Here is a 15,908-nt window from a genome sequence, read left to right as displayed (position 1 = left end):
GGCAATATTGCTACTTTTACAATGACTTTACCATCAAAGCCTTATTGCTCAACCTCTATACCATGAGCGATCGCTGCCTTTATCTCTCTTAGTATTTATGTACTATACTTAGATGCGTTTACCCTGGAGTATACCTCAACTGTCAGAGGCAATTTCTGTACCTACGATAGAGGCTGAAACTGAACTCCAAAATGAGACTTTGGAAGAACTAAACAATACTCTTGAAGTTGCAGTAGGATTTGCAAAACCTGATGAGTTTTCGTTATCAGGTCTTCTAAATTTCCGCCTGAGTAATACAATTCAGCGCCCAATCGAAGGAGGAGAGACGGTAATTGCAACAACAGTTGTACCCAGAGCTACAAGAGTGGAAGCGATTATTAAAGTAAATATAGGCAGCGTCTTCGCTGAGCTTTTTAAACAACTACCTTCTGGTAGGTGGACTTCTGTAGCTCATGCAACGATTAATGCTATAAATACAGCTACTTTATCGCATAGAGTAACTTCCAGAACGAGGTTTAAAGTCGAGGTTACTGGACTGGGTAATCAGGACAGCGATTATGATATAAGTGGCAATTGGGACGATTTTTTATAAATTAAAAGAGCGATCGCCATTTTTTTACTATAAAATCCACCAGAAGCGATCGCTAAAATAATTGCATTTTAAACAGAGCGATCGCTTGCCAATTTATTAATATTTTTGAACATAAATATTTCCGATGATTTATAGCTAAAATAATCATAATTATTAGAGGTAATTTATGAGCGAAATCCAAACAAAATTACCAACTGATACCTGGGTAGTAGCTACTTGGGATGAATATATCCAAGCAGTTGAAAGTCCTGCGTACGAAAAAGCTAAGTGCTACTACCATAATGGACAAATGAGGGTTGAGATGCCACCAGTAGGAAATGACCATGCCAGTGACCACACAGTAGTTCTGTTTGCTGTTAACCTGTTTGCCAGCATTAAAGGCATTGCTCTAAATGGTAAGGATAATTGTACATATCGGAAAATAGGATTTCAAGAAGTTCAACCCGATGTGTCTTACTATATTGGAGAAAATGCTGATGTCATTCCCTACGGCACTTCTATTATTAACTTAGATATTTACCCACCACCAGTTTTAGTAATAGAAGTTGCTAATACTTCACTTGCTGATGACCAAGGTGAGAAACGGCTAATGTATGAGGATTTAGGAGTACAAGAATACTGGATTGTGGATGTGCGAAATGTCCAAGTTATGGCTTTTGCAGTAGAAAATTTAGGTAGCAGACGGATTACTGAATCTCAAGTATTGCCTGAATTGGCAATTTCTCTACTAAATGATGCATTACGGCGGACTCGGCAGATGAATCAAGGTCAAGTTGGTGCTTGGTTATTAAGCCAATTTCAGGGATAATTGTTTGAAAATAAAATCCAAAAGGGTGTTTGAAAAGTCTAATGATTTTGGTGAAAAATAATGAGACTTCCAACAGCTTGGAGAAAATTCAAAATGAAGTTCTCTTAACTCCTTTTTTATTAAACTTTGTTCACCCATTCATTTTCTTCTGGGTCTTTGAACAGTGAGGTACTGAGATAGCGTTCACCAAAGCTAGGCTGTATCATCACAATCAGGCGACCTGTATTTTCAGGTCGTTGTGCTACTTGAATAGCAGCATATAAAGCCGCCCCAGAAGAAATGCCTGATAGTAATCCTTCTTCTTTTGCCAATCTGCGACTGTAAGCGATCGCCTGTTCATCTGTTACCTGAATCACCTCATCTATTAATTCCGCACGGTAAATTGCTGGAATAAATCCCGCGCCGATACCCTGAATTTTATGAGGCCCTGATTGACCACCAACTAGTACTGGACTGCTACTTGGCTCAACTGCGATCGCTTGGAAACTAGGCTTACGCTCTTTTATAATTTCTGCAACTCCCGTAACAGTCCCTCCAGTACCCACTCCCGCCACAAGGATATCTACCTTTCCTTCGGTGTCTTTCCAGATTTCTTCTGCCGTAGTTTGGGCGTGAACTTTGGGGTTAGCGGGGTTACGAACTGCTGCAACATATAGGCATTAGGCGTTTGAGCTACAATTTGCTCTGCACGAGCAATCGCCCCTCGCATCCCTTCTACACCTGGTGTTAACTCTAGTTGAGCGCCATAAGCTCTGAGCATGGCTCGTCGTTCTTGGCTCATTGTGTCAGGCATCGTTAGAATAAGATGGTAGCCCTTGGCCGCTGCCACCATTGCCAGCGCAATTCCCGTATTACCAGAAGTTGGCTCCACTAAAGTGGTTTTTCCAGCGTAAATCAAGCCTGCTTCCTCTGCTGTTTTCACCATGCTCACCCCAATCCGGTCTTTAACAGAAGCCGCTGGGTTCATGCTTTCTAGCTTCACAACAATCTGAGCCACAGCTCCCGACGTTTGGGGAATCTTGTTTAATTGAACTAAAGGAGTCCGTCCGACTAACTCTGTAATATCTTTCGCTATCCCCATATTTGGTACTCCTTTTTGACTAAATGTAATACATTGGACTCTGCTGGGCACGAGCCTCTCTTTCTTGGCACAAATCCTGGAGCGTATGACGTCTCAAAACCTCAATCGAAGCAGCATTAGCTTGCTCCCAGATTTCATAAACTAGAGACCTTTCGAGAGTGGGAGGTTCAGAGCTTTCTTTCTCTTTGCGCTCACCTTCGACTAAAGTGACAATCTCCAGCAAGGTAATTTGCCAAGGTTCACGAACTAAAACAAAACCTCCCTTAGAGCCGCGTTGACTCTGCACCACACCAGTACGCCGGAGGTTGGTCAAAATTTGTTCCAAATAACGTTCGGGTATGGGTTGCTTGGCAGTGATTTCGCTTATGGTCAGAGGAACTTTTTTGCCGTGATGGCTTGCCAGTTCTAAAAGTGCCAGTAGCGCGTATTCAACCTTGGAAGACAGATCCAGGAGAGCGTAGTTTTGGCTATTCAAGTCTGTACTCAATATACTACGGTTAGTCAATTGATTTATCGCATTTTGTGCTAAATTAATTTTTTCAAAGTATCGGATGTGATAGCATCCCACTATCCACAAATAAACTATAAATCTATCGTCTTACCGTAGATTATCTTACAAAATCCCCAACAATGGCCTAATCTTTTTGGAAATTATTTGAATTTCTTTTCCGAGCTTCACCTAGCAATGATGATCTCAATTGGAAACTATGCTACTAACTGATTTACGGACTATTTTTGAGCGTGACCCCGCAGCCCGTAATTGGCTGGAGGTATTGTTCTGCTATCCTGGACTCCAAGCTTTACTGTGCCATCGAACGGCACACTGGCTATATAAAATGGGAGTCCCTTTCATACCTCGATTGATTTCCCACATTAGTCGGTTTTTAACTGGAATTGAAATCCATCCTGGGGCGTTAATTGGTCAGGGAGTATTTATTGACCACGGTATGGGAATAGTGATTGGCGAGACAGCAATTGTCGGTGATTATGCTCTGATATATCAAGGTGTTACCCTTGGCGGTACTGGTAAAGAAAGTGGCAAACGCCATCCAACTCTAGGCTCTCATGTGGTTGTGGGAGCAGGTGCGAAGGTATTGGGTAACATTCAAATTGGCGATCGCGTCCGTATTGGAGCAGGCTCGGTAGTGTTGCGAGATGTGCCCAGCAACACCACAGTAGTTGGGATTCCAGGACGTGTGACTCGCCAGAACAATTTGAGTAGCAATGTTCTGGATCATGATAAAGTTCGGGACGTAGAAGCTGAAGTGATTCGAGCTTTATTTGAAAGAGTAAAAGCTCTAGAAAAACAGTTCGAGCAGATGGAATCTCCAGCAATGTCCCTAACAGAAGTTGGTGATGGACACGCCGACAAAGCTAAAAGCAATAATTCTGATGGGATGATTGAAGATTTTCTGGATGGTGCGGGAATTTAGGCATTTTCAGGGGTGTAACCGAATAATTACAATTCCTAATGGGCTACGCTCCCCTGCCTACTCCTACTCTTAAGAAAGCTATGCATTAGCGGAGCCTCTCTACAATACGCTACGCGAACGTAGAGAAGCGTCTCGTAGAGGAGACAATAGTTTGCCATAACCTGATATATATATACTACGGTTAGTTTATCGGAAAATAGTTTTATATATTATGGTGTCTTTATACTCAAGCTTTGCTCAGCCACTCAATAAAAATTCCAAGCAGCTTTTTACACGTCGGTCGTTCTTGCCAGAACATGAAAATAATCTTTGGAAAATTGAAGCGGGTTTTGTTCGGACTTTTACCTATTTAGAAGATGGTACAACCGTTGCGCTGGGATTGTGGGGCCCTGGAGATATCGTCGGTAAAGCTTTGTCAAAATTAGAACCCCATCAGATAGAATGCCTGACTAAAGTTGAAGCGATCATCTTACCTTTAGAAGAGTGGCCGCAACTAACAGAAACTCTACTTACTCACATCCAACAGGCTGAAGAATTGATGATTATTCGTAGTTATAAAAAAGTGGATACTATGTTAATCAAGCTGTTGGCATGGTTATCCAAAAAGTTTGGTTCGGAAGTTGAGAAGGGACGTTTAATAGATATGCGTCTGACTCATGAAGACCTTGCGGAAATGTTGGGTTCAACTCGTGTGACAATTACTCGTATTCTGGGGCAGTTTGAGCAGGAGGGCTTGATTGATCGTCTCTCTCTGCATCGAATTGTGCTGCGAGAAGAAGATATTTGGTACTATGAGATTTAAATTATTTCAACCATTATAGCTATCACTTAAGGGGTTTTAAGGGCTGAAGCCCTGACTACAAACCTGCGTTTATTTATACTTACTTACTAGCTTTCATTGCCTTGATCAGTGCGATCGCTAAATCTTATCTATCATTAAATACCTAAATAGCTAAGTAATTACCTTTGATGTAGAACAATTCCTCTTTAACGTGGCTCAATTACTTTGTTCCTAAATGTACCTTTGTGGTGGTTGCTAATTTCTTCAATAACTGCATACTTTTATCGTTGCGTGCTTTACTGAAGAACTGTTTTACTGCCTCAATGTCGGCTTCAGTTCAACTTCCAAACTTCCTAAGCCTTAATTTTGTTACTATGTATCACATATATGCACTATCTGCGGTGATTGCTTAAAGGAATATCTTTGAATACATTCCCCAAGGAATTGGAAAAAAAATTCTAGAATGTTTTAGTGGCACTAGTATCTGCTTAAACCAGAAAAATATGAATTGAGGTAATAATTTTAATGATTAGAGTCCGCAAATGGCAATCTGGCTTTGCTTTACTAGTTGGATTGGGAATAGTGATTAGTGCTGTTACGCATTTGGTAATAGCAGCTCCTAAACTAGCTCAATCTAAATTTACAGATATTCAAGGTAACTGGTCTCAATCATGTATCACACAACTGGCTAACAAAGGTATTATCAGTGGTTATCCAGAAGGTACTTTCCGACCAAATTCCTCTGTGACTCGAGCTGAGTTTGCAGCAATGGTTAATAAGGCTTTCCCCAACGCAAAAAAGACTCGTAATTCAGTTGAGTTTGTCGATGTCCCCTCGAATTACTGGGCCTACAATGCGATTGAAACAGCTGCTCAAACAGGATTCTTGTCAGGCTATCCCGGTAAAGTATTCAATCCCAGCCAAAACATTTCTCGCGCTCAAGCTTTAGTAGCTTTGGCTAGTGGCTTAAATTACTCTCCAACTCAGTTTGCCACTACAACGCTAAATAATAACTTTACTGATGCAAAAACAATTCCTGGCTATGCCTATGCTGGAATAGCAGCAGCAACCGAAAAAAATCTTGTCGTCAATTATCCCGATGTTAAGTCCCTCAAACCCAATAAACTAGCTAGTCGGGGTGATGTGTCAGCTTTTTTGTGTCAAGCCTTAGCAGGTAGCTCTGAGCAAGCTTCGGGTATTCCTGAGCAGTATATTGCAGGTCGTACTAGCTCCAAATCTAAATACTATTACGTAGATGCCAAAGGGTCAGATCAAGCTAAAGGCACACAGTCTTCACCTTGGCGTACTCTGAACAAAGCTTTCGCATCTGTTCCTCCTGACCAGGGATATACTATTCAAATTGGAGCCGGGACTTTTGATGTAGGCAAAAAGGTTTCAGTACCATCAGGAATCAACCTTGTCGGTTCAGGAGTTAATTCGACTACTCTCACAGGAGAATTGCGGCTGGTTGGAGTTAAAAACATAATTATTAGCCGCATAAAATTTGATGGCAAAAATCGTGCCTATGAATTGGGTATGTATATTCAAGATGCCAATAAATTGACGATTCACGATTTGGCATTCAATGGCTACGCTACTACAGCGATTGATATGGAGAGGGTATCTGGTAGCAACATCTACAACATTACCATTACAGATAGTTCTTATAACAATCGGATTGCTGGTGGAGGCGGCAAACAATCACACGCTTTTGGCATCGGAAACCTGACAAACGTTAATTTGCATGACATGAATATCGACACCAGAAAACGTGGTGGCGGAGGAATGAGAACAATTAGCGAGGATTGGGTAGGGAAACCCAGCGGTTCCAAGTTTAAAGAGAGTGATTTAAGGAATGTCAAATTTTACAACTTAGATATTAAAGTCGATAAATGGAACGCTTGGGGAAGCGGTTATACTCCACAAATGGCTTTGGAGCTTTGGCACGCAAACTGTTACAACTGCGAGATTTATAACTCTACCTTTAACAGTACGCTGTCATTAGCATCCCCTGCAAATAAACAGCCAACTAGCATCCACGCACATCATAATCTCTGGTATGGGCCAGATAATCCCTTATATGCTTGCGAGGTGTCTAGCAACAATATCGAATTTGACCATAACTATATTCGCGGAGGTGCTTATCCCCTTGCTTCGTTTGGAATTAAATTTCAAAACTTGAATGTCCATCACAACATCTTTGAAAAAACAGGTGGCCCTACTATAGTCGGTCATTTTAGGGAGAAAAGGGACAATTTCAAGTTTACTAACAACACAGTGTATGCTAAAAACTCAAAAGATCCTTTCTTCCGTCTTTTTAAAGGGGATGGTAATAATCAGGAGATTCGTAATAACATTTTCTATAACTCATCTGACGAAATCAATAATTCGCTGGGAGCGTCGGTTGGTGTAGCGAATAACATCTTTTTCAACATCAAACCAGCGGGATCTCAGGCAACGAAGCTTGACCCTAAATTCAAACTTTCAGGAGCTTTGCCTTCACCATACTATATGCCTAATAGCGGCAGTAAAACAGCTAACTTCGGTGCTATCAAAGCAGGTGATCCTGTGTGGATAGTAGGAAAGAAGACTAGCGGAAATGGTTAGGAACACGGGGATTTAATAACCTGTAACTTTTGTCGGGTGTATTAGCGACAGCGTAACTTACCCTAAAAAACTGCCGTTAATCACGATATATTTAAATCCTGTAGAGACGTTGCAATGCAATGTCTCTACATTAATTTCTAGCAACGTAACGCCTCTACAAAAAACCATTGTACGTGTGTGTCTACAAAAAAAATATATTTCACGTTTAACGGAAACTGGTATAAGCACTCAGCACACTTGTATGGTCAAGAGTTTTCATCTAGGATTGTTCCTTCTATATTTGCGCCATCTAAATTGGCTCCGCTCAAATTTGTCTGGTTCAAATCGGCTTGGGTGAGATTCGCTTGAGTCAAGTCGGCTACAGTTAAATCTGCTCCACTCAAATCGGCTCCATCTAAATTTGCAGCGTTCAAGTTTGCCTCTTGTAACTCCGCCTCGCTCAGGCTTGCTTGAATGAGTTTGGCAACAGTCAAGTCAGCCTGACTCAAATTAGCTCCATCTAGAAATGCTCCATCTAGAATAGCTCCATCCAAGATGGCTCCACCTAAATTGCTGCCACTGAGGTTTGCATAGCTCAAATTTGCTCCGTTGAGGTCTGCCTCAATCAAACTGGTTTGCGCTAAGTTAGCATGGCTCAGATTAGCTCCGTCTAATATGGCTCTATCTAAAATTGCTCCACTAAGATTAGCTTCCCTTAAATTTGCTTCACTCAGGTTGACAGCAGTAAAGTCTCTTACGCCTGCTGCATAGTTTTTCAGGAGTTCGTCTGCTTTCATATCTGTCATATCTGTTTTGCTAGTGTCTGTCGCTGTGCTAATGAAACGTCTAGTTAAGGCAATCCAGACTACCCAGATAGGCAGAAAATCGCCAGCACCGCAACGTCAAGATTAGGATCGTGACTCAACAACAGTGTAATGCTGGACTATTAAATAACTTTAGCTATCCTAAACTACTAACACCACTATCTATAGTTAGTAATTAATTTCATTCTTATGAGAGATATTTGGAGATTTAAAAATAATCCTACGCCGAGCGCGCGATCGCCTGCCGAACTTTATGCCAAATTAACCCAGCAACAATCAAGCCTAAACCTACTTGCCAAATCGAAGATTCCACCCAGAAAGCTAAGAAAAGACAAGATAAAAGACCTATCCAACCCACCCATACAGGATAGAGTCGCTCAGATGAGGTGAGGCGTAAACCTGCTAAGTTGGTAACTGCGTAGTAAATTAAGACACTGAAGGCACTAAACGACCAAGTTGTTTTCACATTGCCTAACAGTACTAACAGAGCGATCGCTATTCCCACAAATAGCACAGCCCAGTATGGCGTTGTCTGTTGTTGGTTAAGACGCGCTAAAAATCTTGGAGCATCCGAGCGGCGTCCCATTGCCAGTAATACACGCGATAAACCCAAAATTAAGTTCAGTAGCACACCCAACATCGCCGTCATCGCCCCAATAGCTAAGACAAAGGCAGCACCCGAACCGGCAACACTGCGGACTGCTACCTCTAGAGGAGCGGCTTTTGTCTGTAAAGTGGCATTGCCTAAGACATCTGCTCCCACAGCCCCAATTCCAACTGCTGCTACTGCTATATAAAGCACCATTGTCAATAGCAGACAGACAATCATGGCTTTCGGAATAGTTTCCCTTGGGGAACGTGCTTCTTCCCCCATTGTGGCAATGCGACCATAACCTGTGTAGGCGACAAACATCAGGGCACTAGCATGGAGTATCGCCCCTGGTGAACTTGTAAAAAATGGTGTTAAATTGTCCATCCCTACCTCAGCAGCCCTTGGTAAGCAAACTAGGACAAAGAACCCTAAAGAGAGTAAAGTTACTGAGACAATCACAGAATTGGCAACATTAGATCGCCGGATACCACTTAAAACGACCAGCGTGACAATTACTACAGATAAAAGGGCTATAGGAACAGTCCAAGTGGAACTCCAACCCACGGCATTTAGCAAGTAGCCGGCAAAACCCAAGGCAGCGGTTGCAGCTGAAGCAGTTTTTGCTACCAAAAACATCCAGCCGGCTGTGAAGCCCAAGGCGGGGGTGAGATACTTGTAGCCATATTCGTAAGTGCCACCACTAACAGCATGATTTGCTGCCAACTGAGCGCTGTTGAGTCCATTACAGGTAGCGACAATTGCCCCTATTGCTACCGCCAGAATTACCGCAGGCCCAGCAATCCCCGCTGCAATTCCAATACTGACAAATACACCCGTACCAACAATCGAACCCAGTCCCATTAGAGTTGCACCAGCAACCCCTAACTCTCGTTTCAGTTGGGGCGGTGAGTTTGTAGAGGACATCTTTTATCTCTCTGTTTAGACTGCAAGATGTAGCGTTCATTGCTGAAGATATCATTACAGAGAGGCTAGTAGATAATATTTTTTTGAAGAGAGGTTTGGGAGTATAGGAGTGGGGGAAGCAGAGGGGCAGAGGAGTGGAGTTTTTATGCTTGTCCACAAAGCTCAAAGACTCGTTAACGCAGTTCCAAGGTGGATGAATCTAGTTCAAACATGGATAAATCTAGTTCAAAAGTGGATGAATCCAGTTCCAAGATGGATGAATCCAGTTCAAAGGTGGATGAACAGAGTATCAAAGATTCATTTTGACATTCCAAAATATATCTGTCCCTCCTGCTCCCCTTGCCCCTCCGCTTTCCTACCTTTTCATTTAGCGTCTGATATGGCGACTAGCTAACTGGATAGCATCAGCAATATCAACATCGCCATCTCCGTCTGCATCCAAGAAAGAATTGAGTACTGAATTTCCACCACTTTGGGGATTCTGAGCATTCGCACCAGATTTCAAGAAATTCAGCACAATAGGCACAAGTAGAGGCAACAATTGTTGAATAGTGCCAGCATTTAACCCCGTGCGCTGGGCAGCAAAGTCAGCTACCTGTTGTTGTATGTTAGGAGAAAATAGCGAATTAACGGCTTGGGGGTTAGGAGAATTCCCAGCATATTGATTCACTAAAGTTTGCGCTGCTTCATTACCCTCTGTAGCTTGCTTTTGTTGTAAAGCAGAACGCACCTGACCACCTACAACTGACAAAACTGATTGAATAGTAGAAGGGTCTGTTCCTGTGCTATTGCTCAACTGATCTACAGTGTTGATGATACTCCCCAGTTGCCCCAAACTACCTTGTTGATTGGGATTAGCGACGGCCCCAAGAATTTGATCAAAAAGTCCCATAAGTGTCTCTTCCTGTATTGTTATTTGCCATGCGATTAATCGCAGTTTACAAAGGTTAAACAAAAAATTATGTCATATCATGTCTACTCAATTCCCCCCAATTACGACAGAATCCCTCTTTGCAAGTGAAGAGGAATATTTTTATTTTGGGTTTTCTAGGTGATGATTGTCTCTCTCGAAGGTTGGGGACTGGGGATTGGGGAATGGGGAAAAAAGAATCCTCGTTCCAATCTGAATATTCTTGCCTTATCTGCGTTCGCGGAGCGTGTTGTAGACAGAGGCTACGCTAAAGAGAACACAAAACTACATAATTCGGTAAAATTGGGTAAAGCAATTTTTACGCTTGTTAAATAAAGGCATCAGCAAACCCATGCAGCTGAAACTCAGTGAGTCTCGACTTCCCTTTGCTCCCCTATTGTTAATCGCCCCGTTTTTCCTATGGGGAACGGCAATGGTGGCGATGAAAGGAGTGATACCCCACACGACACCGTTATTCATGGCGGGAGTGCGTTTGCTACCAGCTGGGGTGTTAATTTTAATCGCAGCAACATTCATGGGTAGACCCCAGCCCAAAGGTTGGTCAGCATGGCTGTGGATTACCTTATTTGCTTTGGTGGATGGGACGCTGTTTCAAGGCTTTTTGGCAGAGGGATTAGTCAGAACTAGTGCTGGGTTAGGGTCTGTGATGATTGACTCGCAACCTTTGGCTGTCGCTTTGCTGTCGTTGTGGCTATTTCAGGAACACATCGGTTTCTGGGGATGGCTGGGGTTAGGATTGGGAGTCACAGGCATTAGTTTAATTGGTTTGCCGGATGAGTGGATCTTAAATTTGCTTGACTCCGGTGCAAATATCACACTAGGCAACTGGCAAGATTTATTTGCTAGTGGTGAGTGGTTAATGCTGTTAGCCGCGCTGTCAATGGCTGTGGGAACGGTGATGATCCGATTTGTCTGTAGATATGCTGACCCGGTATCTGCGACAGGATGGCACATGATTTTAGGTGGATTACCGTTATGGGGAATTTCATCAGTTGTTGAATCTCAACAGTGGCAGAATCTTGGAGCGTCTGAGTGGGTGGCTTTAGGTTACGCTACCATATTTGGCAGTGCGATCGCCTACGGGTTATTTTTCTACTTCGCTTCTAGTGGTAGTCTCACCAGTCTCAGTTCCCTCACTTTTCTCACACCTATCTTTGCTCTGCTTTTTGGTAATCTCTTCCTCTGCGAAGTTCTTAGCCCGTTGCAGTGGATAGGAGTAGGCCTGACTTTAATCAGCATCTATCTCATCAACCAACGCGATACCTTATCTGGGCAAAATAACACGGTTACTGTCAACGAAAAAACTACTACACAGCAACAACAGCTTTTAGAAGCATCGGCTAATAAGCTAAATCCCGTAACCCTAACTGTGAGAGAATCTGAACCAGAAATCTTGCCTTAACCAACAACAGATGAAGAGATGGGGAAAGGAGTAACTAATGACAACTGAATACTGACAAGATTTTTTGTGTCACGTTATAAGTTAACATTTACACCACTGGAAGTTATTGTTGTATCCATGACTTCAAAAGCACGTTCAGGCTGAGACTTCCAAAATTATGAGGCTGCGCCGTTCCTCAATCTTAATATTTACCTGTTTCTCTTGCCTGGTTTACCCACGGGCAAGTACAGCTACACCTAACCTTGCACCTAAAATCATAAAACTTGCACAAAGTTCTATATCAACTGCTCAGCAAACTGTTCTCAAACCCGGTATTAGCGGGCCTGATGTGCAGGCATTGCAAACCCAATTAAAGAAGTTAGGATACTACAATCGTGGGGTAAATGGACGCTACAACACCAGTACACGAATGGCTGTAGCTAAATTCCAGAAAGCAAAGGGTTTAAAAAGAGTAGATGGTATTGCTGATGTGACAACTCAGCGGAGTCTGCAAGCAGCTTTGGTAGTAAAAAATCCAATTGTTACTTCTTCGATTATTGATTCTCCAATTTTTGCTGCTCCTATCTCCACTTCCCAATCAACTGCTAAGCCCAAGCAAACTCAGCGAGGCTTAGTTTGGTGGTTATTACTGGGGCTTGGGTCTTTGGGGGCTATTGGCGCAATGCTTTATCTGATGAAATGGGTGCGTCAGGTTAGATTAGCCCAAAATTTCAAAACTTTAGATAGCAAAACTTTCAGTAAAGCTGATAAAGACCCAGTAGTACCGCCGTTACCATCAGAGACGACACCAAATCAGCATCAAGATACATCTGTAACTAGTTCACACACACCACCACCTACAAAACTGCTGCTACCAGACAAAACTTCTCGTCTTGCTAAGGTTAATATTGTTGACGAGTTGATTAAAGACTTAGGTAGTCACGACCCAACAAAGCGGCGCAAAGCTATTTGGGATTTGGGTCAGCAGGGAGACTCACGGGCAATTCAGCCATTGATGGAGCTGATGGTTGATACAGATTCTCAACAAACTAGCTTAGTTTTGGCAGCTTTAGCAGAAATTGGCGTCCGTACACTCAAACCGATGAACCGTGCTTTAGCAATTTCAATGCAAGATCCAAGCCCACAAGTGCGGCAAAATGCGATTCGTGACCTGACTCGTATTTATGACATGGTAAGTCAAATGAGTCAGGTGTTACGTCATGCTCTAGAAGATCCCGATGCCGAAGTGCAGGCGACAGCAAGGTATGCTTTGACTCAGATCAATCGAATACGTGCCTTGTCTGAACAAAAGATTTTACCAGAAGATTCACACCAAGATTCACGACAATAAGCCTAAAAATACTTCAACTGGATTTGAATATTGGTGTTTGGCCCTGCTACTAAAAATGCGGCTTCGCCGAACTTGGGCGCACTCGTGCGAACTTCTGGGTTTCTGGAAAACCCAAAGCCTTCGATGGGCATACCAAGGCCATTACGATTGAGAGTACTGTCATTATTTTGATCGTGGATGACAGCAACAGCATAGTTACCTGCTTTTAAGTTCTCAAAGTTAACTAGTAAGGGAGTGTCAGTAATTTTAATACACTGTTTTTGTAAGACGCGATCGCGGTTATTAGGAAACCCTTGACTACTGGCAAAGATGCTAACGCAGACTTGTCCTTGTTTGTTCTTTAATCCATCAATTTCTACCGCAAGTTTACCGTTAAAACTTGCCTTGGCACTGAATGGCAATGCCAATCCCATAATTGCTAACAGCAGTATACTAAATCTCAATCTTTTGACCATACAATTTTCAGTGGTATCGCTTTTAATAGTGTTTAATCTGCACTAACTGTAAGTTTATTGACTTTATTTTCAAAAGGCAAATTTTTATAGCTTAAGATTACGTTAAATTTATCAACTATCTATAAATATGAATAATATAAAATATTGATTATAGACGACTCCCGGAAATATTGATGAAATATCACAACATCAACGAAGTCCTGGAAAATAATCAGGCTTGGGTTGCAGAAAAACTAGCTATAGACCCAATCTACTTTGAAAAGTTGAGTAGTGGACAAAAACCACCCTTTCTCTACATTGGGTGTTCTGATAGTCGTCTGCCCTTAACAAATTTTACCCGCACCGAACCCGGAGAATTTTTTGTACATCGTAATATTGCTAATCAAGTTTCTTTGACGGATATTAACTTTTTAGCTGTTTTAGAATACGCAATTTGTCATCTAGAAGTTGAACACATTATTATTTGCGGGCACTATGATTGTGGCGGAATTAAGGCGGCATTAGAAGGGAGAACAACTGGAATTATTGATAACTGGGTGAATCCAATTCGAGAACTTTATTTACAAAAACAAGACGAAATTGATATTTTACCAACTAGAAAAGAACGTCTGAATCGCTTGGCGGAAATCAATGTTTTGGCACAGGTTAAAAATCTGTACCAAACTTCTATTATGCGTAAAGCACTCCACGATCAAAAAGCACCTATGGTTCACGGCTGGCTGCTGGATATCGGCACTGGATTAATCAAAGACTTGAATATATCAACTGTAAAATGGCAATTGCCCTCATGTCCCTTGTTTACTAAGGAGCCTCTAATAACTTTGGCTGTTAAACCAAGGGATGGGGTTGCAAGTTGTTCCTGTGAAGAACCACTTGAGACATTATCTGTGGCTGTTCAACAAGTTACTTCAAAGCAAGTTTACATTTCAGTGGTTGAGTCTGAGGGGCTAGTTGACAAATAAAAGGAATTAAAATTGGTGTTGCTGAGTGAAAGTATGAATTAGTATCACGCAGAGACGCAGAGGCACAGAGAATAAGAGTATAACTCTACTGTTCATACTCTCTGCGGATGACTGTTTCTGCCAAAATGAAATTACTTTTTGTCTCTACTCCTGTTGGACCTCTGGGTAGCGGTATGGGTGGCGGTGTGGAATTGAGTTTATATAATATTGCCCAAGAAATGATTCGGCGAGGACATCAACTGCAAATCGTCGCCCCCGCTGGTTCTAGTTGGAATGATCTACCGTTGGTGCAAATTCCTGGTAATTTACAAATCATTGCCCAAAGTCAGGAACGCACAGCCCCGATTACTATGCCGGAAAATTCTTTGCTGGCAAATATGTGGGATTATACTCGTCAGGTTCAAGGTGATTATGACTTGATTGTGAACTTTGCTTACGATTGGTTGCCGTTTTACCTTACACCTTTTTTTGGCTGTGCGATCGCCCATTTAGTCAGTATGGGTTCATTGAGTAATGCTTTAGACCAAATTATCAAACAATTAGTCAAGCAGTTTCCCGGTACGATTGGCTTTCATACACAAACGCAAGCTGCTACTTTCGCGCTTGAGCAGGAGTGTCCTTATTTAAGTAACGGTATTGATTTATCACTGTATGATTTTTGCAGCGAACCAAAGCAGCAGTTAGCTTGGGTAGGTAGAATTGCACCAGAAAAAGGTTTGGAGGATGCGGTAGCAGCGTCGCAAAGCACGAATATTCCTCTAAAGGTTATGGGTAAAATTCAGGATGAGTTGTACTGGCAAAAAATTTGTCAGGATTACCCAAATGCACCTTTGGAATATCTGGGGTTTTTATCAACAAATCAAATGCAGCAGGTAATGGGTGAATGTCGCGCCTTATTGATGACGCCTCATTGGGTGGAAGCATTTGGAAATGTGACAATTGAGAGCTTAGCTTGTGGTGTACCAGTGATTTCTTATCGCCGGGGTGGGCCTGCGGAAATTGTCCAAGATGGCAAAACTGGCTTTTTGGTAGAACCTGATAGTGTTCCTGGTTTGATAGATGCGATCGCCCGCCTTGATGAAATTAACCGATACACTTGTCGCCAGCAAGCAGAGACAGAATTTTCTCTTCAAGCATTAGGCGATCGCTTTGAAAACTGGTTCCACAAGATTTTAGATCTTAGATGCGATTTCGGAAATAGTTAAAC

14 protein-coding genes and 1 pseudogene are annotated in these 15,908 nt (G+C 42.3%); 9 read left to right on the top strand and 6 right to left on the bottom strand.

The genetic code is table 11. The features are described 5' to 3' along the window. The first annotated feature begins 112 nt into the window (after nucleotides 1-112). Nucleotides 113-592 carry a hypothetical protein gene (locus FNW02_RS29675; RefSeq protein WP_191761038.1) on the top strand — a complete coding sequence of 160 codons (480 nt, stop codon included), beginning with the start codon at nucleotides 113-115 and terminating at the stop codon, nucleotides 590-592. Nucleotides 593-758: 166 nt separating this feature from the next. After that, nucleotides 759-1,400: a Uma2 family endonuclease gene (locus FNW02_RS29670; RefSeq protein ID WP_191761037.1), complete on the top strand. Its 642-nt coding sequence runs from the start codon at nucleotides 759-761 to the stop codon at nucleotides 1,398-1,400. A gap of 119 nt (nucleotides 1,401-1,519) precedes the next feature. On the opposite strand, the pseudogene cysK reads toward FNW02_RS29670, so the two are convergent. Then, nucleotides 1,520-2,481: pseudogene (gene cysK, locus FNW02_RS29665) on the bottom strand (cysteine synthase A). Between the two features lie 19 nt (nucleotides 2,482-2,500). After that, nucleotides 2,501-2,986 (bottom strand): RrF2 family transcriptional regulator, encoded by a 486-nt coding sequence (locus FNW02_RS29660; protein ID WP_225225996.1) that lies wholly within the window; start codon nucleotides 2,984-2,986, stop codon nucleotides 2,501-2,503. Between the two features lie 202 nt (nucleotides 2,987-3,188). Here FNW02_RS29660 and cysE point away from each other — a divergent pair, with 202 nt between their 5' ends. From cysE to FNW02_RS29645, 3 genes are all read left to right on the top strand, one after another. Beyond that, entirely contained in the window at nucleotides 3,189-3,914 is a 726-nt protein-coding gene (gene cysE, locus FNW02_RS29655) for a serine O-acetyltransferase (RefSeq protein ID WP_191761036.1), read from the top strand. 211 nt (nucleotides 3,915-4,125) lie between these two features. Then, a complete protein-coding gene (locus FNW02_RS29650; protein ID WP_191761035.1) occupies nucleotides 4,126-4,716 on the top strand; it encodes a Crp/Fnr family transcriptional regulator in 591 nt (196 codons plus the stop codon). Nucleotides 4,717-5,220: 504 nt separating this feature from the next. Continuing rightward, entirely contained in the window at nucleotides 5,221-7,302 is a 2,082-nt protein-coding gene (locus FNW02_RS29645; protein ID WP_191761034.1) for an S-layer homology domain-containing protein, read from the top strand. A gap of 245 nt (nucleotides 7,303-7,547) precedes the next feature. On the opposite strand, the gene FNW02_RS29640 is transcribed toward FNW02_RS29645, so the two are convergent. From FNW02_RS29640 to FNW02_RS29630, 3 genes are all read right to left on the bottom strand, one after another. Continuing rightward, nucleotides 7,548-8,078, bottom strand: a complete 531-nt coding sequence (locus tag FNW02_RS29640) for a pentapeptide repeat-containing protein (protein WP_191761042.1) — start codon at nucleotides 8,076-8,078, stop codon at nucleotides 7,548-7,550. Between the two features lie 247 nt (nucleotides 8,079-8,325). Further along, entirely contained in the window at nucleotides 8,326-9,621 is a 1,296-nt protein-coding gene (locus FNW02_RS29635; protein WP_191761033.1) for an APC family permease, read from the bottom strand. A 367-nt stretch (nucleotides 9,622-9,988) separates the two neighbouring features. After that, nucleotides 9,989-10,513: a DUF937 domain-containing protein gene (locus FNW02_RS29630; protein WP_191761032.1), complete on the bottom strand. Its 525-nt coding sequence runs from the start codon at nucleotides 10,511-10,513 to the stop codon at nucleotides 9,989-9,991. A 370-nt stretch (nucleotides 10,514-10,883) separates the two neighbouring features. Between FNW02_RS29630 and FNW02_RS29625 the strand changes: the two genes are divergently transcribed. Together FNW02_RS29625 and FNW02_RS29620 are read left to right on the top strand one after the other, a co-directional pair. Further along, nucleotides 10,884-11,954: a DMT family transporter gene (locus FNW02_RS29625; protein WP_191761031.1), complete on the top strand. Its 1,071-nt coding sequence runs from the start codon at nucleotides 10,884-10,886 to the stop codon at nucleotides 11,952-11,954. A 157-nt stretch (nucleotides 11,955-12,111) separates the two neighbouring features. Next, nucleotides 12,112-13,284 carry a peptidoglycan-binding protein gene (locus tag FNW02_RS29620; protein ID WP_191761030.1) on the top strand — a complete coding sequence of 391 codons (1,173 nt, stop codon included), beginning with the start codon at nucleotides 12,112-12,114 and terminating at the stop codon, nucleotides 13,282-13,284. Between the two features lie 2 nt (nucleotides 13,285-13,286). Here FNW02_RS29620 and FNW02_RS29615 read toward each other — a convergent pair whose 3' ends face one another. Next, nucleotides 13,287-13,739: a DUF2141 domain-containing protein gene (locus FNW02_RS29615; protein ID WP_191761029.1), complete on the bottom strand. Its 453-nt coding sequence runs from the start codon at nucleotides 13,737-13,739 to the stop codon at nucleotides 13,287-13,289. 173 nt (nucleotides 13,740-13,912) lie between these two features. Here FNW02_RS29615 and FNW02_RS29610 point away from each other — a divergent pair, with 173 nt between their 5' ends. Together FNW02_RS29610 and FNW02_RS29605 are read left to right on the top strand one after the other, a co-directional pair. Then, nucleotides 13,913-14,701, top strand: coding sequence for a carbonic anhydrase (locus tag FNW02_RS29610; RefSeq protein ID WP_191761028.1), 789 nt, complete (start codon nucleotides 13,913-13,915; stop codon nucleotides 14,699-14,701). Between the two features lie 125 nt (nucleotides 14,702-14,826). Beyond that, nucleotides 14,827-15,906, top strand: coding sequence for a glycosyltransferase family 4 protein (locus tag FNW02_RS29605; RefSeq protein WP_431356826.1), 1,080 nt, complete (start codon nucleotides 14,827-14,829; stop codon nucleotides 15,904-15,906). Nucleotides 15,907-15,908: the final 2 nt, after the last annotated feature.

This window comes from Komarekiella delphini-convector SJRDD-AB1, from assembly GCF_014831675.1.
In the GTDB taxonomy this organism is placed as follows: domain Bacteria; phylum Cyanobacteriota; class Cyanobacteriia; order Cyanobacteriales; family Nostocaceae; genus Komarekiella.
Note: the sequence above shows the minus strand (reverse complement) of the source record. Positions and strands in the feature narration are given on the sequence as shown.